The sequence below is a fragment of the Sporosarcina sp. FSL K6-3508 genome, from assembly GCF_038615825.1.
GTDB classification, from domain to species: Bacteria; Bacillota; Bacilli; order Bacillales_A; family Planococcaceae; genus Sporosarcina; species Sporosarcina newyorkensis.
Map to the genome: position 1 here is coordinate 663,666 of NZ_CP152016.1, position 25,260 is coordinate 688,925.

Genomic DNA, 25,260 nt, shown 5'->3' on the forward strand with positions numbered 1-25,260 from the left:
ATTATAAAATTTTGGAGTGAATTTATGAGGTGTTAGAACTTGTTCACAGCTTTCACCATTATACAATACATGGTTATCAAACAGCACTGTTGTACAAGTAAATTCTTAGATTCTAATTTCCTATTATTGTTTTTATACATAGGAGCTGTATATAGTTATTCAGATTTTACTTTAAATAAAACAATAGACCTGCGTAACAGAGGAAAATAACAGTCATGAAGAACATATTGTCTATGAATTTACAAAGCCAAATATATTTACTTTTATAAGCTTCGTATTAAATGACGACTGATCTGCAAATACGGTTGCTTATTTTCGGTAACTGCAAGAATACATTCTAGCAGTACACAATTCAAATCTACTCGTTTAGAAACAATATTTTAAGGGGGAAATTAAAATGCTTACAAAAGAAGATAATCAGTTGCTAACACAGACAGATGCAGGCACACCAATGGGTGAGTTGTTTCGGAGATATTGGATTCCGGCTCTGCAGACTCATGAATTGGAAAGCGATGGGAAGCCACAGCGTGTGAAGTTGCTGGGCGAAGACCTGGTCGCCTTCCGGGATACAGAGGGGAAAGTCGGGCTAATCGATGAACGCTGCCCGCACCGCGGAACCTCCCTTTACTACGGAATCAATGATGGCTGCGGCCTGCGTTGTATGTATCATGGGTGGAAGTTCAATACAGATGGGGAGTGTACGGAAATACCATCAGAACCGACGGATGGGAAGTTCAGAGAATCTATTAAGATAAAGAGTTATCCGACAAAAGAAGTAAGCGGTATCATTTGGACATATATGGGGCCGGAAGGGTCAGAACCTGACTTCCCGGAATTCTATTGGGTGGGACTGCCGGATGAGAATAAATTGGTTGAACGAGTTTGGCAGGAATGTAACTATGCACAAGCGATGGAAAATGACCTGGACTACGTACATGCGGCATTCCTCCATAAAGCACATGGCAATCAGGAAACAGAAGAAGGAATCCTAAGCAGTGACTTGGGTATTGATCCCAACCATCCATTGGTGAAAAATCCGCCGGTCAAACAATCTGTACAGGACACGAATTATGGCAAGCGCTGTGTAGCTGTTGGGATTGGCACGGAAGAAGAAAATGCCTTTATGGAGATCCATTATATTTTCCCATTCTACACATATCCACCTCGCTTTGGAGGGGAGGATGGGATGTGGCATGCATTTATTCCGCGGGATGACCACAGCACTTGGACATGGGACGTGCAGTTTGCCCATAACCGTGCAATTGATGTACAGGCACAACATGACCGACGCGGCCTGAAGCTGGATGAAAACCTTAAAAAGCAGGTCAATAAAGAGAACGAATATAATCAGGACCGGGACTTGCAAAAAACTGGGAATTTCACAGGGATCCGAGGGATCGCCAACCAGGACCACGCCGCGACCGAAGCGATGGGTACGATCGTAGATCGAACGAATGAACGTCTGGGCACGAGTGATTTACCTGTTATTCATATGCGCCGTATCCTGCTGAAGGAAGTAAAAGAATTCCAAAAAGGAAAAGAACCCTTAAAACTGGAAAATCAGTCATTGAAGAACCTGTATAGTGAAGGCTTGTATGATGACAATAAGAAAAGATGGCAAGATGCCTTTCCTTTGAAAGAGGAATTTGAAAAGGAAAAGGTTTTGGAAAAACGATGAATGAAAAATATTATGATGGTTATACATCTTTTGGATATTTAAAAACTAATAAAGACTACAAAAAATACGAGCTGTCTACAGAGCTTGATCGTGTACCTGAATATACTTTAGATTTGTCTGATGATGAACTAAGTAAGTTGGATGAGATAATGAATAGAAATCCTATAGTGTCATTGAGAGACCATGGATTTATTTCCCCTAAAAATCCGAAAGATATTAGACCGTATTGTGGTGAAATGCATACATTCTTCCACTATGAAGGGATTGCCAAATCCGGAGTAGATATAATATTTGAGAATTTCATGGATGGCATTGCTACTATTACCTCTAAAAATGGATTGAAGTGGGATGATGTTATTTATTTACTCGGTATGAGATACGCTGATATCCATCATCAAAATACCGTGTTCTTAGCGAAATCCTATAAAGACCTATTGAGAGCTAAACGTCAGAAACAAACTGCTCTTTTACCATCTTTAGAGGCTGCGAGCATTTTAGAAAATGAAATTGATCGTGTTGATATTTTATATGGGTTTGGTATTCGATGCATGGGGATCACTTATAATGACTCCAACACACTTGGCTCAGGACTGACAGAAAAGCGTGACGGCGGCTTAACAAATTTTGGCCGACGTGTGATCGAGAGAATGAACACATTAGGGATGATTATAGACATTTCACACTGTGGAGACCAAACCAGTTTGGATATTATCGAAGCGAGCAGAAAGCCTGTTCTGATGACTCATGCAGGTGCTCGGTCATTATGGAATACCCCTAGAATGAAACCTGACCATGTTTTAAAAGCATGTGCCGAAAAAGGCGGGATCATAGGCATATGTGCAGCTCCGAACACAACCATGTCAAAAACATTTCCAATACATTCTATCGACTCGGTAATGGAGCATTTTGAGTATGTGAAAGATTTGGTAGGCATAGATCACGTCGGGTTTGGACCTGATACATTTTTTGGAGACCATGTTGCCTTACAAAATGCTTTTGACGACATGCTGGGTATATCGGATTCGCATAGTGGTGAAGCATTTGAAATCTCTCCGTATGTTGAAGGTCTGGAAAATCCATCAGAAGCAATCAAGAACATGATTGGATGGATGGTGAAAAGAAGCTACACGATAAAAGATATAGCGAAAGTCTCCGGTCGGAATGCTATGAAGGTTATACAAGAAATTTTAATAGACTAGGAGAGGGAAAATGTCATGAGCGAGATCAATGAGGAAAGAAAAGTTGCAATAGTTACAGGAGCTGGCCAAGGGTTGGGTCTTGAAATTGCAAAAAAATTCTTATCTGAAGAAATGAAAGTAGTTTTTGTTGATGTGAATCAACAAATGCTGAATGAGGTTAAAAACTCTGCTGATTTACAACCATATCTTTCAAATTCAAAGTTCTTACAAGTGGATGTTTCTGATGTCGCAGCCATAAAGCATAGTGTCAATGAAATCTTAAGAGAATGGTTCCGCATTGATATATTGGTAAATAATGCTGGAGTGCGCAAGGAAACGTCAATCGAAGATATGACTGAAGAAGAGTGGAATAAAATTTTATCAGTGAATTTAGGCGGGACTTTCTTCTACTCACAGGCCGTATTGGCAACCATGAAAAGCCAAAAAAGTGGCCGGATCATAAATATCTCTTCTTACGGCGGTCAAGCTGGTCCACTTTCTTCCGGGGCACATTATTGTGCTTCAAAAGCAGGTCAACTTGTACTTACTAAAACATTTGCACGATCTCTTGCCAGCCAAGGAATCACTGTAAATGCAGTCGCCCCAGCTGCGATTGAAACACCTGAAATGAAAAATATTGATACCAATAAATTGGCAAAGATGAAAGATAGCATACCTGTACAAAGATTTGGAAGAGAAGAAGAAGTAGCTGGCATAGTATCATATTTAGCTTCGGATGCTGCAGGATATATAACAGGTTCCACGTTTGATATTAATGGCGGATTACTAATGAGATGAAAAAGGAGATGGAAAGATTGGGAATTAAACATGGCGCACCACAAGTACCGAACCCGTTACGAGTCTTTATTACATTTGAATCTACTGGGTGGTTTGATACTACTCAAGAACAGAAGGAAAAAGAACTTTTACCAACGCTTAAATCTATCATTGAGGAATGGAAAGGTAACGGATCCAAGTTGTTGGCAACCTTTGACCGTGATATTTTAACGACAGGACATGCTGGCCCCAATAATTGGCATGCTTGTTTTATCTATGACGTACCAAGTTTGCAAACAGTTACCGATATGACACATTCTTTTCGTGAAACGGGTATAGATCGTTATTTTCGTTTGGAGGCTTCTATCGGCCGTCCATTTTTCTTAGTTGAAAACTAATGTTACAGAATAAAATTCAAATAATAGTAGGGAGACTTATCTCCCTACTATTATTTAGACAATACGGGGAAGTGAAATGATGAAAAAACTATTTATCTTGCTGTCAACCGCATTAATAGCTATTGTCCTTTCTGCTTGTAGTGATAGTAAAGAGGCAAGTGGCAGTGAAAAAGGAAAAGGAAAAGGTGAAGTTATTAAATTGACATATGCTTTTTTTGCTCCCCCTAATACATTTCCAGCTATTCAAATGGAAGAGTGGAAAAAGCGTCTTGAGGAAAGAACAAATGGGCAGGTAGAGGTTGATCTCTTTGCTGGTGGAACTTTACTAGAAGCCAATAATATGTATGACGGCGTGGAGAATGGCACAGCTGACATAGGTTTAACTTCAACTTCTTATGAGCCTGGCAGATTCCCGCTTTTATCAATCTCAGATATGCCTTCTGGTTATAAAAATGCGATGGTTGCTAGTAAAGTTACAGCTGATTTAGTTAATGAGTATCCACCAGAAGCACTGGAGAATTTTAAGATCATCACAACATTTGCCACTGAACCGGCATATATACAAAGTAAAAAGTCTATCTCGTCATTAGCTGACTTAAAAGGAAAACAATTGCGCATAGCTGGCGCACTCGCACCTATTATGTCAGAACTTGGAGCGGCACCAGTCGGTATGTCACAGGCGGAGGTGCCTGAAGCATTACAGACAGGGATTGTGGAGGGCTATGTATCTTCAAGAGAGATTCTTAAGGATTCAAAACTTGCAGAAGTAGTTGGTTATGTAACAGATTATCCATTGGCTTTAAATACATTTATTGCTGTTATGAACCAAGAAAAGTGGGATTCACTTCCCGAGGATGTTCAGTCAGTAATTGAAGATTTAAATGCAGAAATGACGGAATTTACTGGAGATTACCTAGATAACCACGTTCAAGAGTCTATAGAATGGAGTATAGATACAGAAGGGCTTGAGGTTGTCGAGTTATCGAAAGAAGAGAAAGAAAAATGGGATGGAAAGTTAAGCGACATGCAGAAAGAATCTGTCCAAAAACTACAAAAAGAAGGACTGCCTGCCGAAGAATACTTGGAGAAAATGAAAGAGTTGATCGAGAAGTATAACAGCACTGAATGAATTATTCCTTTAGATATGGAGGGACGAGAATGAGAAATGATCAAGTTTTAGAATTTGATGCCGACAATACTAAACCTTTGGAAGACAAGGCAGAAAGAAATATAGCCGATTCTTCAAATCTGTTTTTTAGGTCTACAGAATACTTAAATCGATTTTTTGCCGCCATTGCCGGAGTGGCATTAATATCAATGATGTTATTGATTGTTTTTAATTCTGTAAAACGTCTCTTTTCGGATCCGATTTCAGGGACAGTAGAGATTGTTAGCTGGCTTGGAGCGGTTACGGGTGTTTTTGCTCTTGGCTATACTCAATTGAATAAAGGGCATATCTATATAGATATGCTCATAAATAATTTTCCTCCTTTGATCCGTAAAATTATCCACACAATAATGAACGTGTTAAGCATAGCGTTTTTTAGTATAGCTTCTTGGCAACTTGCTTTATTCGGCATTAACTTACGAGATGGAGGAGTAGTTTCAGAAACCATTCAATTTTCCTTTTATCCAATTGTCATTTTATGTTCACTTGGATTTCTGGGATTGGTCCTCGCTCTTGTGAAAGAAACTATTTTGATCTGGAAAGGGGATTCTTAAAATGGACCCGAATCTCTTAGCTGTTATAGGAATCCTAGCACTATTTCTTTTAATGTTCTTTAGAATGCCAATAAGTTTTTCGATGTTTATCGTTGGATTTGTCGGACTCGTCATAGCAGCATCGCCAAAAGCTGCATATAACGTTTTGAGCGCGGATTTATGGAATCAGTTTTCTAGCTATTCATTAAGCGTAGTTCCTCTCTATATCTTGATGGGGGAAATTGTATTTCGAACAGGGATAACAGAGAAAATGTTTGACGCAGCTTATAAGTGGGTTGGACATTTTCGTGGTGGAATGGCAAGTACTACCATTTTAGCAAGTGCAGGATTTGCTTCAATTTGCGGATCCAATTCAGCGACTGCCGCAACTATGGGAACTATGGCTCTTCCAGAACTAAAAAAATATAAATATGACAATGCCCTTAGTACAGGAAGTATTGCAACAGGAGGAACACTTGGAATCATCATTCCTCCAAGTACAGTATTAATTGTACTTGCTTTACAGATGGAGCAATCGGTCAAAGAGTTGTTTGTAGCAAGCATTATACCTGGTATTTTTTTAACTGGTATTTTAATTCTCACAGTGATTTACTTGTGCAGACAGAACCCTGAACTAGGTCCTGCTGGTGAGAAGTCAAGCATGAAGGAAAGGCTTGTATCATTAAAGGGTGTTATTCCAGTAGCAGTATTATTCGTATTTGTTATTGGTGGTCTGTTTATTGGCATCTTTACGCCTACAGAATCAGGTGCGTTCGGTGCGTTCGGTGCAATATTAATCTCTTTAGTAATGAGAAAAATGACCAAGCAAAATTTCTTAGTTGCCATGGCTGGTACGCTTCGTTCCTCTGCGATGGTATTAATGCTTGTAGTTGGTGCAATGGTATTTGGTCGTTTTCTAACTATTACAAGATTGCCATATGCAGTCGCGGAGTGGGTGACTAACCTATCTGTTCCACCAGTTGTTATCTTAATTTCAATTTTGATTATATATGTCATTGGCGGATCTATTATGGATGCACTTGGTTTCTTAATAATCTCAATACCTATTTTTTATCCAACTGTTTTAGCACTTGGTTACGATCCTGTATGGTTTGCGGTAATTCTATGTGTTGTCACAAGCATGGGCGCAATTACGCCGCCAGTTGGAGTCAATGCCTTTATTGTACAAGGGTTGGCTAAGGATGTCCCAATAACCACAGTTTTTAAAGGGTCTTCATATTTTCTAATAGGGTACGTAGTATTTATTGCTCTGCTAATACTATTCCCAGGTATTATATTATTTAACATATAGTTAATATGAAATTTACTGCTATAGGTTAGAAAGGAGGACTGTTAATGGAATTAACTGAGTACTTAAACGATAAGTTTGGGATAGACATTGCGGAATTAATGTTCGAAGAACCGGCATTTATTTTTACTCTTGAAAACTATGAGGAGGATTAAGATGAGTGAACTCCTATTTGAAAACATTGAAACGGTAAGTTCATTGATACGGGAAAAAAAATTATCACCTGTAGAATTAACTGAATTATCAATCAAACGTATTAAAGAGCATGATCCTACACTTAATGCGTTTATTACAGTGATGGAAGAAGAAGCAATAAACCAAGCGAGATCACTAGAGAAAGAAATTTGTGAAGGTAAGATTCGAGGATCTTTACATGGTATCCCTATCTCTGTTAAGGACTTGCTTCAAACAAAAGGCATACGTACTACGGGCGGATCAAAAGTTTTTGAAGATTGGATTCCTAATAAGGACGCTACTACTGTGCAGAAAATGAAAGAAGCAGGAGCCGTGATTATAGGTAAAGCAAACCTCCATGAATTCGCTATGGGCGCAACAACTGAGAATCCGCATTATGGAAGTGCAAAAAATCCTTGGAATATTAAAAAGATACCTGGTGGATCTAGTGGTGGTTCGGCAATAGCTACTGCGACAGGTATGGTCTTTGGCTCAATTGGAACAGATACCGCAGGTTCCGTAAGACTACCAGCAGCCATGTGCGGAACAGTAGGCTTCAAACCAACATATGGTCTTGTAAGCCGATATGGTTCTTTTACATTTAGTTGGTCGTTAGATCATGTCGGACCAATGACTAGAACGGTTAAGGATTCAGCAACTATGCTTGAGGTAATGATGGGTCATGATCCGCTTGACCATTCCTCTATAAAGAAAAGCTGTTCGGTTCAATTAAATGAGCCATTAAGAAGTCTTAAGGGAATTAAATTAGGTTTTTATCAAGATTATATGTTTTCCAGCATTGATCCAGGAGTGAAGCGTGTAATTGAGAAGGCATTTAATCAGTTAGAACTTCTTGGAGCTGAAATAGTTCCCATTGATTTACCTGGAATCCATGAAGCGCTTGAGGGCTTAAAAATAATAGCCCAAACTGAGGTGCTTTCTTTCCATAATCCTATCTTGAAAAACCATAGTCACTTATATGGAGACGATTTAAAATTTAGGTTCAATTATGGTCAAGATCAATTAGCATCAGCCTATTTAACTGCTCAGCGTACTCGAAAAGAATTCATCGGTCGTACATTAGAGCAAATGAAAGGAATTGATGCCCTTATTGGTCCTACTAATGTTCAGCCGCCATTTGATATAGGTACGATGGTTCCTGAACAAGCAATAAGCAATATGTTTACTCTCGGTAAAACGCCACTTGCAAATATTTTAGGTTTTCCTGCACTTTCTGTAGCATGCGGATTTACTGAGGACGAGCTTCCGGTAGGACTCCAAATTATCGGAAAACCACTTTGTGATAAAAGAGTTTTGGAAATTGGTGATTGTTATGAAACATCTCAGCAATGGGTACAAGCACTAAAAACAAACATTAGTTACTTTAACGCTTACCAACATTAAGAGAAATGGGGAGAAGTTGTGGGGGATAAGAAAAATCGTTCAATAGTATTTTTTCTATTCACTTTCTTATTTTTTGTGTTAGCCGGTTGTGGAACGGAAGATGTAGAATCCAAGTCTGCGAAAGCAGCTGATAAACCGATTAAGTTATCGTACGCATTTTTTGCACCTGACTCTACTTTTCCCGCAATTCAAATGAAAGAGTGGGCGAAAGAATTAGAATCCAGGACTGATGGGAAAGTTAAAATTGACATGTTTTACGGTGCCACTTTACTGGAAGCGAACAATATGTTTGACGGAGTAGCAAATGGCACTGCCGATATTGGCCTAACTGCCACTACGTATGAACCTGGGCGTTTCCCTTTGCTTGAAATATCAGACCTTCCATCGGGCTATCCTAACTCGGAAGTTGCAAGTCGAGTTGTAAATAGTCTAATCCAAGAGTATCCACCAGAAGCATTAAAAGACTTTAAAGTTATCACCGCTTTTGCCACAGAACCATCTTATATTCAGAGTAGAGTACCCATTTCAAATCTAAAAGAAATGACTGGGAAACAATTACGGATATCAGGAGGATTAACACCTGTTATGGAGAGGCTTGGTGCAGCTCCAGTTGGAATGTCGCAAGCTGAAGTACCTGAGGCACTGCAAACAGGTGTAATAGAAGGAAATGTTTCTTCGCGTGAAGTTTTAAAGGACTTCAAACTTGCCGAGACAGTAAAGTTTGTGACAGATTATCCATTTGCTATTACAAGTTTCGTATCCGTAATGAACAAAGATACTTGGGAGTCACTTCCTAAGGATGTTCAAGAAGTAATAGATGAACTAAATAGTGAAATGGGACAGTTTGCAGGTAAATATTTAGATAAGCATGTTGAGGATTCAATGAAATGGAGCCAAGAGGAGCAAGAACTGAAGGTTATCCCATTGACTGATGAGGAAAGCAGTAAATGGGATGATCTTTTAAGAGAAATACAAGAAAAAGCAGTTCAAAGTGCTGACGATAAAGGGTTGCCTGGATCTGTATACCATGAGAGATTATACGAACTTATTGATGAGTATTCTAACTAAATATACGAGGGGGAATATACTGATGGAAATAGCGGTGATTGGCGGGGGAAATGGTTGTTATGCTGCGGCGGTAGATTTAACTGAAAAGGGACATAAAGTTAGATTATGGAGGCGGGATAAAGAAGCGTTTCAGGACGTATTGGAAAGTCAATCTATTGATGTGATAGATGCCACAGGAAAACGCTCAGTCCCTATAAAACTAGCAACAAATGATTTAAGTGCAGCAGTTCAAGGTGTAAAGTTGATAGTTATTCCATTACCAGCTGTTACACAAGAAGCCATAGCGGAACAACTTACACCTGTGTTGGAAGATGGTCAAGTCCTATTTTTACCGCCGGGTACATTTGGAAGTTATATTATGGCGGACATACTCCAGAAAAAAGGATGTAAAGCAAACGTAGTGTTTGCGGAAACAGGAACTCTTCCATATTTAGCAAGGAAATATGATGAGCATACAGTATCAATTTCAGGAAGGGCTACTCGGCTGCCAACAGGATTCTTTCCAAGTGACGAATCCCAATATGGGTTTGATATTTTGAAAGAGGCATTCCCTTCCGTAGAGCTAGTTGAAGATGCACTAAGTGGCGCCTTAATGAACGCGGGTCCAATTATTCACCCGCCACTTATATTAATGAATGCTGGTCCGATAGAACATTTTGATAAATGGGACATACACAATGAAGGTACTCAAAAATCTGTTAGGAATGTCCATAAAGCATTGGATGAAGAGAGAATTATGATCCGTGAAGCACTAGGTTATAAGGCACCTCATTTTCCTCTAGATGATCATTACAATCTCGATGGAGATGAATGGATGTACGGGAATGGTGCACATGAAAAGCTAGTGGATGGTGAAGATTGGTTCGAAACTTTAGATTTAAAAACACATCGTTATATGAGAGAAGACATTGAATGCGGACTAGCTTTTCTAGTCTCTATTGGGGACTGGTTAGGTATCTCGGTGCCAACTGCTACCGGACTCCTTGCAATCGCATCAAGTGTAGTTGAAGAAGATCTCAGGGGACAAGGGAGGACACTTGAAAACCTTAGGCTATCCACTAAAACATCAGAAGAACTTAAAAATATTCTTCAAAAGGGATTAATGCAATATGAAGTTAAATGATGGAATTGTTGCTATTGCAGGTGCCGGACGAATGGGAAGAGGAATTGCATTGACGTTCGCCTACCAAGGATATGAAGTATATTTAATGGATATTAAGAAAAGAGAAAAGAATGAATTTGAACAACTTTATATTCAATCCTTCGAAGAAATTAAAAATCAATTAAATATTCTAGTATATGGAAATGTTGTCCCACAAGAATCTGTGAACCGGGTATTAGATCGTGTGAAGATTTGTCGAGACGATGATGAGACACTTGAATGGGAAAAGATTGATATTTTTTTTGAAGCAGTTCCAGAAGTCAAAGAGATTAAACAAGAGGTTTTCCAAAGATTTTGTTCTAAAATTCCAAAGAAAACGCCTATAGCTTCCACAACTTCTACATTCTTAGTTGATGATTTAGCAGAATTTGTGACAAATAACGAAAGATTTATGAATACCCATTGGCTGAATCCTGCGCATTTAATCCCGCTCGTAGAAGTAAGTGCGGGAAGTAACACCAGTGAACAGGCTATACAAAAGATGTTTACGTTGCTTGAAAGTATAGGGAAAACACCAGTAAGGTGTGCACCTTCTCCTGGATTTATCGTTCCTAGGATTCAAGCTTTGGCAATGAATGAAGCGGCCCGACTAATTGAAGACGGAGTAGCCTCTGCTAATGACGTGGATAAAGCTATCAGAAATGGATTTGGAATTAGGTTTGCTGTCATGGGACTTTTAGAGTTCATTGATTGGGGAGGAGCCGACACTCTTTTTCACGCAAGTAATTATCTGAAGAGTGAACTACAAAGCGTTCGATTTGCACCGCCTATGATTATTGAAGAGAAAATGAAAAATGGTGAGATCGGAATGAAAGTAAAAAAAGGATTTTATGAATTCGATGGCAAGGATATCGACAACTACCAACTTCAGACTTTAACAAAGTTTGTTGACTTGCTGCAGCATTTAGGATTTCTAACAGTTCAAGAGAAAGATCGTGTACGTTAAGTTGCGTAGTGGAAGCTTAAAAGAAGTTAATTAAAAGTATTACATTTTTTACAACTGACTAGGTTATCTCAATATAACCTAGTCAGTTGTAATTTGTCAGAATATATAGCTTTAACTTACATTAATTGATTGTTTTGTGAGAGAGGAGGAACGGCATGTTTACCAAAATAGACAAGTTTTTTGATTTGATAATAAACTTCTTGGCTGTAATGGGACGTATTGTAATCATTATAATTAGTTTACTCATAATTACGGATATCGTTGCATTGAAGTTTTTTAATTACTCCTTCTCTTGGATAATGGAAGTTTCAGAATATCTACTTGTAATGTTAACGTTTTTAGGTGTGGCGTGGTTATTAAAGGAAGATGGTCATATTAAATTAGATTTATTAATAAATAGAATGAGTAAAAGAAACAGAAGAAGGTTAGAAATACTGAATACCTGCTTAGGAGCTGTAATATCTTTGGTAATTACAGTGTATGGATTTATAGCTGTATTAAATTTATATGAGAGAGGAATAAAGACTGAGACTATTTTAGAAATTCCTCGCTACTTACTGATCTTAATAATTCCTATAAGTTTTATATTTGTTTTTATACAATTTATTAGAAATCTGTTTGCGTTAGTAAAAAAATCTGAAATAGAAACCTAGGAGGAAATGAGATGGAATGGTGGGTTGCATTAGCTATTGTTTTCGGAAGTATGTTCATTCTATTTATGATAGGTTTACCAATAGCATTCTCATTTCTTGCAATTAATATTGTTGGTGTAATTGTATTATGGAATGGCGAAGCGGGATTAAATCAATTAGTCCTAAACATATTCTCCTCAGTTTCAAAGTTTTCCTTGCTGCCTATTCCCATGTTTATATTGATGGGTGAGATTATGTTCCGAACAGGACTAGGTTTCAAAGTATTGGATGCAGTGGGTAAGTGGTTTGGGAATTTGCCCGGTAGATTGAGCATAGTGGCCGTGGGCAGTGGAACGTTATTTTCAGTATTAAGCGGTTCTAGTGTTGCAAGTACAGCATTGTTAGGTTCCTTGCTAGTTCCTGATATGCAAAAAAAGGATTACAGTCCCGCCATGACAGTTGGTCCAATCCTTGGTAGCGCGGGTTTAGCCACAATGATACCACCTACAGCGTTAGGAATCTTGCTTGCTTCGCTTGCATCAATCCCAGTGGGGCATTTTTTGTTTTCGATTGTTATACCTGGAATTCTTCTGGCATTCATTTTCATTTTGTATATTATAATAAGATGTTATTTACAACCTGAATTAGCACCGAGTTATGATGTTGAGAAAGTATCAATTAGTGAAAAGTTAATCGGGACGATCAAGTATATTTTGCCGCTTGGAATTATTGTATTTCTTCTATTAGGTCTAATTATACTCGGGTATGCAACCCCAACTCAGAGTGCTGTTTTAGGCGCACTCGGTACTATAGTGCTTTCCATGTTTTATGGAGGTTTAACTTGGGAGAAATTTTGGGATTCCTTAACTGGGACGCTAAGATCCAGTGTCATGATATTTATGATTATTATCGGTTCAACAACTTTTGGTCAAATATTGAGTTACACGGGAGTTACAGGAGGTCTTGTGCAACTTGTAGGCAACATAGAAATCCACCCCATCATGATCTTGATATTGATTCAAATGGTCTTACTTCTATTAGGTTGCTTTATGGAACCTTTATCAATAATGATGATGACACTTCCAGTATTAATGCCTATAGCTAAGTCTTTGGGTTTCGATCCTCTGTGGTTTGGAGCGATTATGCTTCTAAATATGCAAATTGCCACAATCACGCCGCCGTTTGGGATGGATCTTTTCGCTATGAAGGCAGTAATACCAAAGGGAACGATATCTATGAAGGAAATTTATCTGGCAGTCATTCCATTTATCCTATTAAATTTACTAGTAATGGCCTTAATGATTATATTTCCATCACTGACATTGTGGTTACCTAGTTTTGTTAAGTAGATACAGAACTAAAAAATCGTAATACTAAAAGAATTTAAGGGGGAAAATGAATGAGAAATAGTATAAAGACATTTAAAGTAATGGCAATTGTTTTAATGATTCTTTTATTAGTTGCATGTTCACAGGATGGAGAAGTAAGTAGCGCAAAAGGAATAACATTAAATGCAGTTAGCTTCTTGCCAAAAGATCATCCATTAACAGCAACGCTGCATGATTGGAATAAAGATGTTGAAGAGGTGACAGAGGGAAGGGTTAAGGTGAATTGGCGAGGCGGTGCCGATGTGATCCCTATAGGGGAGCAATTCGAAGCTATGAATTCTGGTGTGATGGATATTAATTTTACTTATATTGGACAATACCAAACACTTGCACCTGAAACACTTAGTATAGCCCTTTCCCAAATTGAACCATGGGAAGAACGAGAAAATGGTTTCTATGATCTAATGGCGGAACGTCATGAAGAGATGAATGTCAGGTATTTAGGGCGCTGGCTGACTGGGTCTCCAAGATTATGGTTAAACGATTCTATTGATAGTGTTGATGATTTGGAAAAGATGCCAATCCGATCTGCTCCAAATTATACACGTTTTTTCGAAAAGCTTGGAATCTCATCTGCGATGATCGATCCTTCCGAGGTATATACGTCTTTGCAGACAGGTGTTGTAAAAGGTTTTGTATATGGCGGCTTTAATGGGCCTAGACAAGATGGTTGGACAGATTCTTCTAAGTATGTGTTGGATCATCCGTTCTGGACACAAAATTGTACGATACTAATGAATGATGATAAATGGAAAGAAATTTCTGCTGAAGACCAAGAAGCAATTCTAGCCGCTACCGCTGATTATGAAAGAAAGATGGTTGCATACTACGATGAGTTGGATAAAAAGGAGATTGAAGAGTTGAAAAATGCGGGAGTAGAACTTTTTAAACTTCCGGAAGAAGAGGAAAAAAAGTTTTTAGATTTAGCTTATAATACAGAATGGGAATACCTTGAAAGTAAAGTACCCGAATTAGTTGATGAACTTAGAGATTTAACCCTTAAGAATGACTAACGCCTAAGATTGTGCAACTGTAACTCAAGAAACGAGATTCTGTAAATGAATCTCGTTTTTTATGTGCTTAAAAAAAGTATACAGTACTGTAAGGAAAGTCTGGTTTTTATTGAAGTACGACAGACAGCTATCTGAGAGGATTTCTCAAATCAGAGAGGCGGTTATTTTTATTTCAATCAAGTGGAGTTGGCTGGCATTTACTGAGGTATTAAAATAAATAAAAGAGGCGTCTTTCCGGAGCGGAGAGAAGGGAAGACATAAGAACTTTCCGCTGCGCAATGACGCCTTTACAGTATGTTTTTAATAATTTAGTTTTATGGGGCTAAAACGTTTTACGTTCTTGTTTATTGAAACAGCGGTGAATGTTTCATCATACACAATTTTTTCTGACACGGGCGTTCTTCACTGATTGACCGTTTTTAAATAAAACCTTTCATTGGCGGTACACCCAATTGTACTGATCCAGCACCCTCAAACATGCTCTCGTTCAGGAACGCGTGCTGGGTCACGACCATTGCATCACGCAGATATCGCTGTAGCGGGTGTCCGTCGTAAATAGCTGAAGTACCGGCAAGGAGATAGGCTGATTGCACGGCGCTAGCACCTTCACGGGCAGCTTGAGCAGCAGACAGACGTAGCATGCTCGTTTGTTCATCCGAGACACCATCACCTTTCAGGATCGATTTCCAAGCGGATTCAGTAGTCTCGTAGAAGAAGGCTCGCGCTGACCTTAGTGTAGCTTCTGCCTTTGCTACAGAGATGCGCAGGTAAGCTCGATCGGCCATTCTAGGTGCACCTGTTATACTTGTGCGTCCGGCCATCTTAATAATTTCATCTAGCGCAGCACGGGCTACTCCGAGATTTACCACCGCTAGTACTTGCGCTGCATAAGCGATGGATGGGTATTGGAAAATCGGCTCTTGAATAGAAGAGTCACCGCCACGGACAAAAATACGTTCGTCAGGTACGAAGACGTTTGTCACACGCAAGTCATGGCTGCCCGTTCCACGCATCCCAATTACTTCCCAGTTCTCGATAATTTCAACGTCTTCAGGTCTTAACACAGCAGTCAGTGGCTTGCCGCCTTCCCCTGTACCAATACCAACGCCGAGAAGATCGGCTCCCTTACATCCGCTTGCAAACTTCCAAAGACCGTTAACAAGCCAGCCGCCATTCACTCTCTCTGCGGGTTGAACTGGAAACAGCCCGCCTGCGAAGACCACATCCGGATCCTCTGCATACAGTTCAGCGAGTGTTTCACGAGGTAAAGCCGCTAGGTAGATTGCAGCAGAGCCGAAGCTCGCGACCCATCCAGCCGATCCATCCGCTTCGGATATATTCTCGATTAACTGCAAGAATTCCATGGGCGAACGGGCATCTCCTCCAAAACACTGCGGCGCATGGGCGCGATAGATACCCAATTCCTTCAGTTGCGCTATCATGTCCTTTGGTACGTGCCGCTTCTCTTCAAATTCTTCACGCCGGGAACGAATTTCTCTCAATACATGATCGAGCTTGTTTTGATTTTTTATTTGTATAGTCATAATTTATTCCTCCCTGAAACTTAGTATTCATGTAATAGTATTTGGTTCTCTTTAATTGAAAAAGACGATCACCTATCAATCCGAAACAAGAATAGTTGACTAGCCCTTAAGCCTAAAAAAGAATAAGTAGCCCTTGGAAACGCATTCTATTACAGCCTGTATTCTCAATCTAATTGAAACTTTATCGCTAAGTAGTGCAGCTATTTTTATAATAGAACATTTGCAATATTTAAACTACGATGCATTAGGTCTGAATAAGATGAATATTCCGTATGATTCGTCTACTAAGAGAACCTTTGGGCTACGAAAACCAGATACAGCTGCACAGTACAAAGTCGAATAATAACTTGTTGCCTTAACCCGTAAGTCCCCCTATAAATTTTAGTATGATAAGGAATCGATTAAGTTGTTACTTATTGAAACGAGTCAAATTGCGCTTTACCAACGCAGCGGTTGTATGGGAGGAACATGAAGAAAAAATACCCGCCTGTCTGGAGAACGCTAAAGATCCATGCAATCGACAGATCAAAAGGCATATCGGATGTTGATCCGTGTGAAAAAGCTTAAGGCATTCCACCCGATGTCATGTTCGAAGAACTGACAGACTACTGCTGGGATTAATAAAAGTGCATACAGTGATTGGGAAAATATTGTATACTAGGATACTAACCAAACTACCGCGAAGTACCTGAAAGCGTTGGCTTCTACTTCGAAGGAACTGCTGAAGTAGGCGTTCTTGATTGCAGATACCGGTAAAACAATAAAATCATAAACGAAAAAACGGCTGACCATCCCTCGGGCTGGTCGGCCGTTTTCTACTTCCTCATTTCCTACCGTACTATAAACCGCATATTTACGTTTTCAGTCAGTAACTTTCCTTCCTTTGCTAGGACCCCTTGTCGAATGATCAGGTAGTAGGTTCCCAGTTCCCATCGACTTTGCGGTGCAATTATTAACTGGTCAGGAACCGCGGGATTGAATGTAACGTTAAAGGTTGTAATCGGCTGTTGACCATCCGCCCTTTTTGAAATCTGAATGTACTTTTTATAATTCATGCCCTCGGCTAACGGTTTATTGAACTTTACAATAAATTGTTTTGAAGTGTTTACGGTTAGATCCGCAAATGTGCCTACAAATGGTTTTGGCGCGACCACGATGACTTTAGCTGTCGCTTTATACATGCCATCGACTGTTTCAGCAGTGATGACAGCTTCTCCTTTTGAGACTGCGGTCACCATCCCTGATTGGCTGACGCTAGCAACTGTTGGTCGGGAAGAGGTCCATACTACGTTCTGATCGGTTGCATTTGATGGTGTGATGGTCGCTGTCAATGCTGTTTGCTCTCCCATCTCTCCATCTTCTCCCATAAGTAGTTGTATCATTGTCTGGTTCAATGAAATTCCTGTGACCGGCACGGTTTGTTTCTGAATCAATAACTGTTCGAGTTCTGCCTTTACTTGCTTGTTGTTTAATAAACCGAAACCATATTCGGCATCTTTTCCAGCTGGACCTAAATCTTTGGCGGTTTTTGTTAAGACGTCTGTAATTTCCTTCACCGACAGTTCTGGCACGATAGCTTTCATCATGGCGACCGTTCCGGCGACAATCGGAGCAGAAAAGGATGTTCCGTTCGCTATGACATAGTGATTGGAAATCCCGGTCGTATAAATTTGTTCGCCAGGTGCCACGATATCGACTTGGTTATTATAATTTGAGAAATCGGATCGGCTATTCCGTTGGTTCACGGAGCCAACGGAAATTACTTCATCATACGCAGCTGGATACATAGTGGGGTTGCCCTTTAACGCATCATTCCCTGCAGAAGCGACGATCGGGATACCTACCCTCACTGCCCGGCGGATAGCATCTTGTTCAATAGTTGAAGGTGACGTGCCCCCTTGGCTAATATTGATGACATCGACGCCTTGTTGAAGGGCATAATCGATCGCTTTTAGGTTATCCGCTACCGTTGATTTGCCGTCATCATGCACGGTCTTTAATGGAAGAATGGAAACACCATAACTCCCCATCACACCGGCAATGCCTTTTCGATTGTTACTGTTGGCAGCAATGATACCTGCTACGCTCGTTCCATGGCCATTCACATCTTGAATATTTTGTGTTTGATCGATAAAGTTGAAGCCACCCGGCGCAATTCGTCCGACTAAATCCTCATGAGTCGTGTCAATTCCTGAATCAATGACCGCTACGACTGCCTGCTTTTTCTGTTTGGCGGCTAACGGCCATAGCTGCTCGGCTTGTACATGCGGCAACCACCATTGATTAGTATAAAAGACATCATTGGTGACCGAGACACTTCGCTCGTGGTTTGGTTCAACTGCTACAATGAATGGATTTTCCTCTAGTTGCTCGGCCGCTTGCATTAAATCCATTTCATTAGGAAATGAAAGAAGTTCAACAGAGGACGTTACTGTTTCCACTTGTTCAGCTGTATTAGGAAGTGGAATGGGGGCCGCAATGGACTGCGGTAACTCTGCGTATTTCACAAGCAATTCATTAGAAGAAGTATCAATCGTTTCTGCAAATGAGTAGGTAGCGCTAGAAATAAAGACCAGAAAAGCCACCATGAGATAAGACAACATATATCGTAAAGAAAGGTATCGTTTTTCCACCTGATGCGTCTCCTTTTAATAATTATTTAGGCTACTATTTTACTATGAACATAGAGTAATTGTCTCTCTATATTACTCAGAAGTAAAGTAGTTATAGAATCCAAATGACTAGCACATTCTGTGGAAGGTTAGTATAATAACAGATAATAGTCTATTTGGCTTATTAGGAGGAAACGATTGCATGTCCAAACGTTATCAAAGATTCACCGCGCTCGCCGCTTCTGCCGCATTAACTATTCCGATCCTCGCACCGATAACGGCAAGTGCGGAAGGATTCTCCGATATTAAAGGAAGTTCACACGAGAGCTCAATTAACGCGCTCGTTCAAAAAGGGATCATCTCAGGGTATGCTGATGGAACGTATAAACCCAACAAAACGTTGACACGCTCCGATGTGGTTAAACTGATGGGCAAATGGCTCGTCTCCCTTGGATTCAAAATCCCGGCTGATTATCAAACGAAGCGACGCTTTTCTGATTTAACTTCTGCATCGAATGAAGAACTACTGAAATATGCAGCATTAGTGAAGGACCATGGAGTTTTCAATGGTCAAGCCGACGGAAAACTTAATCCGACAGGGGATATTACCCGTGAAAACATGGCTATCGTCCTCATACGCGCATATGATGCCATCCACAGCACAGATCTCTTGATTTATGTAGAAAGTCAGCCTTTCATAAAAGACGTGGGGGACCAAGAACTAGCAAAATCGGAAGCCCGGCCATTCATTGACGTTCTGGACTTTTTCGACATAACCAATCCGGCAGTATCTGTATTTAATCCGAAAAATACGACAACCCGTGGCCAATTCGCTTCATTTCTATATAAAGTATCCACTGTTCCAGTGCCAGTTCAAAAAAGTGGTGCTCAACAACCACCGGTTCAGACGCCCAAATGGAACTATAACGGAATGAAAACAATCCGATTAGATCATGGAGCAGATTTTACATTCCCGGAAGTGAAAGCGATAGATGACTCGGGTAAATCGTTTGCTGTACAATTTGTGATTAAAGATGCTGCAGGGAATACGCAAACCGCAATTGATACGACTAAAAGCGGGATGTATACCATCACATACAGCGTCATAAATGTAGCCGGAGAAAAGGTACCTGATTTGGTCATTGCAGTGTGGGTAGCCCCTCCAACTCCTCTCGTGGATGATGGGGAGTTGGAAATCATTTCAATTACATGAGAAATTAAAATCCCTGAATCGGATTAACGATTCAGGGATTTTTCTAGCAGACAATTTTGCAGACTGCATTTAATGTAAGGTCATAAAGTGGATAGAACACTGAGTAGGCAACAGAATCCTAAAAACATGTATCTGTGAGTCACACTATTCAAATATCATTTTGAACTGCGTGCAATGTCTATCTGATTAACTGTAGGAAAGTAAGTCATATACATTTACAATGGAGTGCATTTGAGTAAGATTAGATAACCCTTTTTTCTTTTATCCTCAATAGAAAAGTGGACACACTAATCATATACGTTCATACGTGTTTTTATTCAACACTACCGAACATCCGAAAACAAGGAGTCACTTGAATCATGCAGTATATCCAGCCTTTCAACAATCCTTCTTTTTCGATAAAGCATTTTTCCTGCTTCGGCAATGTCGTTGACAGCGGAACGATTAATGAAGGCGCCAAACACGAGACCTGCAATCGGAATCATTTGGAAAAACTTTTTCCAACCAAGTTGATCTCGATAGGAAAAAAACACTTCACGCCAGCCCTGTAGTTCAGATAAAATTTCACGTTTTAAAGCATCATCAGGTGAATCAAATTGAGACAATTGAGTTAGGATGGCTTGTTTGCCTACAATGTCGGCTGAGACATATTGCATACATTTTACGACGAACAAACGCTCTTCTTTAATATTTGGATCATATCCATAACAAATTGCAATGTCCTGCAACGTTTTTAGTTGCAAACTAAGCAATAGTGGAATGTCGATCGACAATGTGAAAACGCCACCAATGCCAGTGCCCGCGCCTTGCAGTGTTGCAAGTTTTTTTCTGTTGCCCGTAATTTTTTCGACAGCGACATCCATTGTAGAAACGGGTAGCTTTTCTACATTTGCTAAAGTGCTCACATCTAGGTTCGGATAATAAGAGGAAATTTTAGAAACTGAGCTTAAATAACTCCCACCTGTTTGTATGTACTGACCGAGTTCGTCAAGGAGTATACCGATTTTACGTTGAATAAAATCAGGGGTCCATTTATCAATTATTTTAAACGGCAAACGCCCTAGCTTTTCCCAAAACCATAAATCACTCTGATTGTTCTCCCAATTTTGTGCTTTTTTAAGTTCTTCTGTTAACCATTCTCTAGAATCATTCATCGTTCTTTTCTCCTTTTTCTAAGAATTACCTCATTTACCCATTTCAATGCTTTTGAATTCCACATCTATTCATGCCCGAAAAAATGGTATGCACCTTTTTTTATATAGGATAGCAATGAAATTTAGAAATGGAGCAGAAACCTTCTTTGGAAATAAACGTTTGCAATAAAAATTTACGTAGGCTCTTTTTAAATTATCCCATTGCCGGCAATCCTTTGTTTGTCTAAAACGAGCAACATCAATGAGTTTTATCTCACCAGTAATAGTGACAATAATATTGCGCAAATGAACATCGGATGGATTTAGACCCCTTGCAGCTGCTAAAGATAGTGCATCGTCAATTTGTTTAATATGGGCGGACGTTATAATTTCTCCTTTAGACAAGCACTCAAATAGAGTATGGCCTTCTATATAATCCATCACAATATAATTCGATCCTGAATCATACACAGCTGGATAATACGTGATGTTTTGAAGCTTTTTATAAATGTCGGTTTCCTCTTTAGCGATATAAGAAAAGGCAGGGAAATATACTTTAATTGCCTTCATGGTGGATTTTATTCTAAACACAAATGCACTTCTACCTGTTCCAATATGCATTAACGAATCATCATAGTGAATTAAACGGTTTTCCTTGTTTATAGTGACTGTTTTTGCAAGTTCTTGATAGCTTTGCAAAGTTTGACCTCCAATAAATTAAAAATGAAAAAGGCGATATGTCCAATTATTGGTCATATCGCCTCTAAATAATAAAAGACCTCACCAAATAAACGGTAAGGTCTCGCAAACAACTAGTGTTGTAAACAAAGCCGGGGAATAAACTCCCGTATTGACGACTTTGCTTTATAGCTACTCCCCTTAAAGGAAGTTGTATATTTTTTTGTATGTTCAGTATAAACGCTGAAGGATTGGGTGTCAATTGGATATGCTTTTGATTATAAATACACAATTAAAACTCGGCTGATGCAAACAGCCTGGCAATGGTAACTATATCTGCCAACTGGATGAGAAAAACATTTTGGATTCGTTACTATAGAAAATACTTAATATAGATTCTTCGTCTCATCCGAAAAATGCTAATCCACAGTTTGAAAAAGTATCGATATTCCTAAGTCGAGTATCGATTCTATAGAGCAATGAATAAATACATAGCTTATAATCGATTGAATAGATTGAAAATTTAGAAAGGAAGTGCTTACATGAAACCGAACCCAACAGCAGTCAGACGTTCCAAGCGTTTTCAAGTCTTGGAGGATCGGCCTGTCAATAAGGATGGATTTGTACATGAGTGGCCGGAACAAGGATTTGTTGCGATGTCCAGTCCGAATGATCCATCGCCGTCTATTGAGATACAGGATGGCCGCATTGTCGAGTTGGATGGAAAACTGCGTAAAGATTTTGATATGCTAGATCAATTTATTGCGGATTATACAATTGATGTTGCAACTGCCAACGAGATGATGAACATGGAAAGTGTGGATATCGCAAGGAAATTAGTAGATATCAATGTGTCACGTTCTGAAGTATTAGCGATTGTAACAGGTTTGACCCCTGCCAAAATAGTAGAGGTGCTCAATCAATTAAATGTGGTAGAGATGATGATGGCGCTTCAAAAAATGCGGGCCAGAAAGAAACCTTCCAATCAATGTCACGTGACAAATGTTCGAGATAATCCTGTTTTGATGGCGGCAGATGCGGCAGAAGCTGCGTTAAGAGGGTTTGATGAACAGGAAACGACGGTAGGAGTTGTGCGGTATGCACCATTTAATGCGCTTGCCCTTTTAGTAGGTTCCCAAACTGTGAGAGGCGGGATTTTGACGCAAGATGCATTGGAAGAGGCAACGGAATTACGATTGGCGATGCTTGGTTTGACGACGTATGCAGAGACGATTTCAATTTACGGAACAGAGTCCGTTTTTAAAGATGGAGACGATACCCCATGGTCAAAGTCATTCTTGGCATCTGCATATGCATCACGGGGATCGAAGATGCGTTTCACTTCAGGTACGGGTTCCGAAGTACAAATGGCAGGTGCGGAAGGAAAGTCGATGTTGTACTTGGAAATTCGCTGTATCATGATGGCAAAAGGCGCAGGTGTCCAGGGACTGCAGAATGGTTCGATTAGTTGCATTGGGATTCCAGCTGCAGTTCCAAGCGGAATTCGCGCAGTATTGGCAGAAAACTTGGCTACGACTATGTTTGATTTAGAAGTAGCCTCAGGAAATGACCAAACTTTTTCTCACTCTGAAATACGCCGCAGCGCAAAGATGCTATGTCAAATGCTGCCTGGCACGGACTTTGTCTTTTCCGGTTATAGTGCGGTTCCGAACAGTGATAATATGTTCGCTGGATCGAATATGGATTCATCCGATTTAGATGATTTTTTAATTATACAACGAGATATGATGGTGGACGGTGGTTTACGGCCAGTTGAAGAGAGCGAAGTAATTGAAGTCCGCTATCAAGCTGCTAAGACGATGCAGGTCCTTTTTGATGAGCTTGGTTTTCCCGCGATCACTGAAGAGGAGATCGACGCGGCAACGTATGCGAATAGCAGCGACGATATGCCGAAACGAAATGTGATGGAAGATTTAAAAGCTGCTGAGAGTGTACTGAAAGAAGGGATTACTGGATTGGATGTGGCGTTGGCTTTAGCTAATAGAGGCTATCATCAAGTGGCAGAAAGAATTTTCAATATGCTTAAGCAACGCGTGGCGGGGGATTATTTACACACTTCCGCAATAATTGATGAGAATAATATTGTACGGAGTGCCGTTAATAATGAAAATGACTATACAGGACCGGGAACCGGTTATCGAATGAGTGAGGAAAGATGGGAAGAAATCAAGAATATTCGCCAAGCAATCAGTCCAAGTGAGTATTGAGGAGGTGTCATCAGATGAATTATTCATATTCAATTGAAATGCAAATGGATGATCAATCACGAGCGGCTAAAGGATCGGATCCGAAAGAAGTTGTCATTGCTGTTTCACCGGCTTTTGGGAAAGCGCTTTCGAAGACGATTGTTAGCGTAGAGCATAGTGAAGTCTTGCGTGAAATTATCTCCGGGATTGAAGAACAAGGCGGTGTAACACGTGTAATCCGTAATTTTGAAACTGCTGACTTAGCGTTTATTGGGCATCTTGCTGCTAAATTAAGTGGCTCAGGAATAGGAATCGGCATTCAGTCTAGGGGGACTACGATCATTCATCAACGGGATTTAGATCCATTAAGCAATCTGGAACTCTTTCCGCAATCACCGCTGATTACACTTGAAACCTATCGTGATATCGGTAGAAATGCCGCTTTATATGCACGGGGAGAGAATGTTGATCCTGTTCCGGTTGTAAACGATCAGATGGCTAGGCCCCGCTACCAGGCAATTGCAGCAATATTGCACTTGAAAGAAGCGCAAGAAATTGTAAGGGGCAAGCCAGCTGTAAATGTAGACTACAGCTTTACCATTTCAGAGGAGGAAACCGTATGAGCCGATTGACAAGACAAGATTACCCATTAGGACAGAAAAGAACAGACGTATTATTTACGCTAACGAACAAAGCCTATGATGACTTGACTTTAGAAGCGGCGTTAAAAGGAGACATCTCGAGTAAAGATTTACGGATCAGCCCCGAAACTTTAATTATGCAGGCGGAAATATCGGAGAGTATAGAGCGAGACCAATTAGGGAGAAATTTTAGAAGAGCTGCAGAACTAATTTCGATTTCTGATGAAAGAATTCTCGAAATCTATAGTGCTCTTCGTCCCAACCGTTCCTCTCATGAAGAATTGCTGGCCATTGCTGATGAATTGAAGCGTGAATATCAGGCGTTTGAAAACGCCAAGTTAGTAGAAGAGGCGGCTGAAGTATATAGCCGACGAAACTTATTACGTATAGAAGAGGAATAAATA

Annotated in this window: 22 protein-coding genes; 18 read left to right on the forward strand and 4 right to left on the reverse strand. The window is 40.0% G+C overall.

From position 1 onward, the window contains the following. Positions 1-397 precede the first annotated feature (397 nt). From MKX97_RS03105 to dctP, 14 genes are all read left to right on the forward strand, one after another. Positions 398-1,678 (forward strand): Rieske 2Fe-2S domain-containing protein, encoded by a 1,281-nt coding sequence (locus tag MKX97_RS03105; RefSeq protein ID WP_342536929.1) that lies wholly within the window; start codon positions 398-400, stop codon positions 1,676-1,678. Then, entirely contained in the window at positions 1,675-2,877 is a 1,203-nt protein-coding gene (locus MKX97_RS03110) for a membrane dipeptidase (RefSeq protein WP_342536931.1), read from the forward strand. Before MKX97_RS03105 ends, MKX97_RS03110 begins: the two co-directional genes overlap by 4 nt. Positions 2,878-2,892: 15 nt before the next feature. Then, the gene (locus MKX97_RS03115) at positions 2,893-3,654 is read left to right on the forward strand and encodes an SDR family NAD(P)-dependent oxidoreductase (RefSeq protein WP_342536933.1); all 762 of its coding nucleotides are present in this window, start codon (positions 2,893-2,895) and stop codon (positions 3,652-3,654) included. 17 nt (positions 3,655-3,671) lie between these two features. After that, complete coding sequence (locus tag MKX97_RS03120) at positions 3,672-4,031, forward strand: hypothetical protein (RefSeq protein ID WP_245799455.1); 360 nt, start codon at positions 3,672-3,674, stop codon at positions 4,029-4,031. Positions 4,032-4,107: 76 nt separating this feature from the next. Further along, positions 4,108-5,160 carry a TRAP transporter substrate-binding protein gene (locus MKX97_RS03125; RefSeq protein WP_342536934.1) on the forward strand — a complete coding sequence of 351 codons (1,053 nt, stop codon included), beginning with the start codon at positions 4,108-4,110 and terminating at the stop codon, positions 5,158-5,160. Between the two features lie 29 nt (positions 5,161-5,189). Further along, positions 5,190-5,753, forward strand: a complete 564-nt coding sequence (locus tag MKX97_RS03130; protein WP_342536935.1) for a TRAP transporter small permease — start codon at positions 5,190-5,192, stop codon at positions 5,751-5,753. A 1-nt stretch (position 5,754) separates the two neighbouring features. Continuing rightward, a complete protein-coding gene (locus MKX97_RS03135; RefSeq protein ID WP_342536936.1) occupies positions 5,755-7,044 on the forward strand; it encodes a TRAP transporter large permease in 1,290 nt (429 codons plus the stop codon). A gap of 153 nt (positions 7,045-7,197) precedes the next feature. Further along, the gene (locus MKX97_RS03140; RefSeq protein WP_342536937.1) at positions 7,198-8,619 is read left to right on the forward strand and encodes an amidase; all 1,422 of its coding nucleotides are present in this window, start codon (positions 7,198-7,200) and stop codon (positions 8,617-8,619) included. Positions 8,620-8,637: 18 nt separating this feature from the next. Next, the gene (locus MKX97_RS03145) at positions 8,638-9,687 is read left to right on the forward strand and encodes a TRAP transporter substrate-binding protein (RefSeq protein ID WP_342536938.1); all 1,050 of its coding nucleotides are present in this window, start codon (positions 8,638-8,640) and stop codon (positions 9,685-9,687) included. A gap of 22 nt (positions 9,688-9,709) precedes the next feature. Further along, entirely contained in the window at positions 9,710-10,810 is a 1,101-nt protein-coding gene (locus MKX97_RS03150) for an NAD/NADP octopine/nopaline dehydrogenase family protein (RefSeq protein WP_342536939.1), read from the forward strand. After that, positions 10,797-11,795: a 3-hydroxybutyryl-CoA dehydrogenase gene (locus tag MKX97_RS03155; protein ID WP_342536940.1), complete on the forward strand. Its 999-nt coding sequence runs from the start codon at positions 10,797-10,799 to the stop codon at positions 11,793-11,795. The genes MKX97_RS03150 and MKX97_RS03155 overlap by 14 nt, the downstream gene beginning before the upstream one ends. 155 nt (positions 11,796-11,950) lie before the next feature. Continuing rightward, positions 11,951-12,448 (forward strand): TRAP transporter small permease, encoded by a 498-nt coding sequence (locus MKX97_RS03160; RefSeq protein WP_078817092.1) that lies wholly within the window; start codon positions 11,951-11,953, stop codon positions 12,446-12,448. Positions 12,449-12,459: 11 nt separating this feature from the next. Next, the gene (locus MKX97_RS03165; protein WP_342536942.1) at positions 12,460-13,776 is read left to right on the forward strand and encodes a TRAP transporter large permease subunit; all 1,317 of its coding nucleotides are present in this window, start codon (positions 12,460-12,462) and stop codon (positions 13,774-13,776) included. Between the two features lie 50 nt (positions 13,777-13,826). Next, positions 13,827-14,828 (forward strand): TRAP transporter substrate-binding protein DctP, encoded by a 1,002-nt coding sequence (dctP, locus tag MKX97_RS03170; RefSeq protein ID WP_340758267.1) that lies wholly within the window; start codon positions 13,827-13,829, stop codon positions 14,826-14,828. Positions 14,829-15,247: 419 nt separating this feature from the next. On the opposite strand, the gene MKX97_RS03175 is transcribed toward dctP, so the two are convergent. Then, on the reverse strand, positions 15,248-16,372 hold the full coding sequence (locus tag MKX97_RS03175; protein ID WP_078817095.1) for an acyl-CoA dehydrogenase family protein: 1,125 nt from the start codon (positions 16,370-16,372) through the stop codon (positions 15,248-15,250). Positions 16,373-17,202: 830 nt separating this feature from the next. Next, positions 17,203-19,005, reverse strand: coding sequence for a S8 family serine peptidase (locus tag MKX97_RS03180; RefSeq protein WP_342536944.1), 1,803 nt, complete (start codon positions 19,003-19,005; stop codon positions 17,203-17,205). A 181-nt stretch (positions 19,006-19,186) separates the two neighbouring features. On the opposite strand from MKX97_RS03180, the gene MKX97_RS03185 reads away from it, so the two are divergent. Continuing rightward, the gene (locus tag MKX97_RS03185; RefSeq protein ID WP_342536946.1) at positions 19,187-20,197 is read left to right on the forward strand and encodes an S-layer homology domain-containing protein; all 1,011 of its coding nucleotides are present in this window, start codon (positions 19,187-19,189) and stop codon (positions 20,195-20,197) included. 323 nt (positions 20,198-20,520) lie between these two features. Here the strand turns inward: MKX97_RS03185 and MKX97_RS03190 are convergent, their stop codons facing one another. Continuing rightward, positions 20,521-21,351 (reverse strand): EcsC family protein, encoded by an 831-nt coding sequence (locus MKX97_RS03190; protein WP_342536947.1) that lies wholly within the window; start codon positions 21,349-21,351, stop codon positions 20,521-20,523. A gap of 69 nt (positions 21,352-21,420) precedes the next feature. Next, a complete protein-coding gene (locus MKX97_RS03195) occupies positions 21,421-22,029 on the reverse strand; it encodes a protein kinase family protein (protein ID WP_340758273.1) in 609 nt (202 codons plus the stop codon). A gap of 521 nt (positions 22,030-22,550) precedes the next feature. Here MKX97_RS03195 and MKX97_RS03200 point away from each other — a divergent pair. Genes MKX97_RS03200 through MKX97_RS03210 form a run of 3 tightly spaced genes read left to right on the forward strand, consistent with a single transcriptional unit; the run spans position 22,551 to position 25,257 of the window. Then, a complete protein-coding gene (locus MKX97_RS03200) occupies positions 22,551-24,236 on the forward strand; it encodes a propanediol/glycerol family dehydratase large subunit (RefSeq protein ID WP_342536948.1) in 1,686 nt (561 codons plus the stop codon). Between the two features lie 38 nt (positions 24,237-24,274). Next, entirely contained in the window at positions 24,275-24,838 is a 564-nt protein-coding gene (locus MKX97_RS03205) for a propanediol/glycerol family dehydratase medium subunit (RefSeq protein ID WP_281422260.1), read from the forward strand. After that, complete coding sequence (locus MKX97_RS03210) at positions 24,835-25,257, forward strand: diol dehydratase small subunit (RefSeq protein ID WP_078817100.1); 423 nt, start codon at positions 24,835-24,837, stop codon at positions 25,255-25,257. The genes MKX97_RS03205 and MKX97_RS03210 overlap by 4 nt, the downstream gene beginning before the upstream one ends. Positions 25,258-25,260: the final 3 nt, after the last annotated feature.

Excerpts from the sequence above, each read along its gene's own strand:
- MKX97_RS03105 (WP_342536929.1), top strand. The coding sequence starts at position 398 with ATGCTTACAAAAGAAGATAATCAGTTGCTAACACAGACAGATGCAGGC.
- MKX97_RS03110 (WP_342536931.1), top strand. The coding sequence starts at position 1,675 with ATGAATGAAAAATATTATGATGGTTATACATCTTTTGGATATTTAAAA.
- MKX97_RS03115 (WP_342536933.1), top strand. The coding sequence starts at position 2,893 with ATGAGCGAGATCAATGAGGAAAGAAAAGTTGCAATAGTTACAGGAGCT.
- MKX97_RS03125 (WP_342536934.1), top strand. The coding sequence starts at position 4,108 with ATGATGAAAAAACTATTTATCTTGCTGTCAACCGCATTAATAGCTATT.
- MKX97_RS03130 (WP_342536935.1), top strand. The coding sequence starts at position 5,190 with ATGAGAAATGATCAAGTTTTAGAATTTGATGCCGACAATACTAAACCT.
- MKX97_RS03135 (WP_342536936.1), top strand. The coding sequence starts at position 5,755 with ATGGACCCGAATCTCTTAGCTGTTATAGGAATCCTAGCACTATTTCTT.
- MKX97_RS03140 (WP_342536937.1), top strand. The coding sequence starts at position 7,198 with ATGAGTGAACTCCTATTTGAAAACATTGAAACGGTAAGTTCATTGATA.
- MKX97_RS03150 (WP_342536939.1), top strand. The coding sequence starts at position 9,710 with ATGGAAATAGCGGTGATTGGCGGGGGAAATGGTTGTTATGCTGCGGCG.
- MKX97_RS03155 (WP_342536940.1), top strand. The coding sequence starts at position 10,797 with ATGAAGTTAAATGATGGAATTGTTGCTATTGCAGGTGCCGGACGAATG.
- MKX97_RS03160 (WP_078817092.1), top strand. The coding sequence starts at position 11,951 with ATGTTTACCAAAATAGACAAGTTTTTTGATTTGATAATAAACTTCTTG.
- MKX97_RS03165 (WP_342536942.1), top strand. The coding sequence starts at position 12,460 with ATGGAATGGTGGGTTGCATTAGCTATTGTTTTCGGAAGTATGTTCATT.
- dctP (WP_340758267.1), top strand. The coding sequence starts at position 13,827 with ATGAGAAATAGTATAAAGACATTTAAAGTAATGGCAATTGTTTTAATG.
- MKX97_RS03175 (WP_078817095.1), bottom strand. The coding sequence starts at position 16,372 with ATGACTATACAAATAAAAAATCAAAACAAGCTCGATCATGTATTGAGA.
- MKX97_RS03185 (WP_342536946.1), top strand. The coding sequence starts at position 19,187 with ATGTCCAAACGTTATCAAAGATTCACCGCGCTCGCCGCTTCTGCCGCA.
- MKX97_RS03190 (WP_342536947.1), bottom strand. The coding sequence starts at position 21,351 with ATGAATGATTCTAGAGAATGGTTAACAGAAGAACTTAAAAAAGCACAA.
- MKX97_RS03200 (WP_342536948.1), top strand. The coding sequence starts at position 22,551 with ATGAAACCGAACCCAACAGCAGTCAGACGTTCCAAGCGTTTTCAAGTC.
- MKX97_RS03205 (WP_281422260.1), top strand. The coding sequence starts at position 24,275 with ATGCAAATGGATGATCAATCACGAGCGGCTAAAGGATCGGATCCGAAA.
- MKX97_RS03210 (WP_078817100.1), top strand. The coding sequence starts at position 24,835 with ATGAGCCGATTGACAAGACAAGATTACCCATTAGGACAGAAAAGAACA.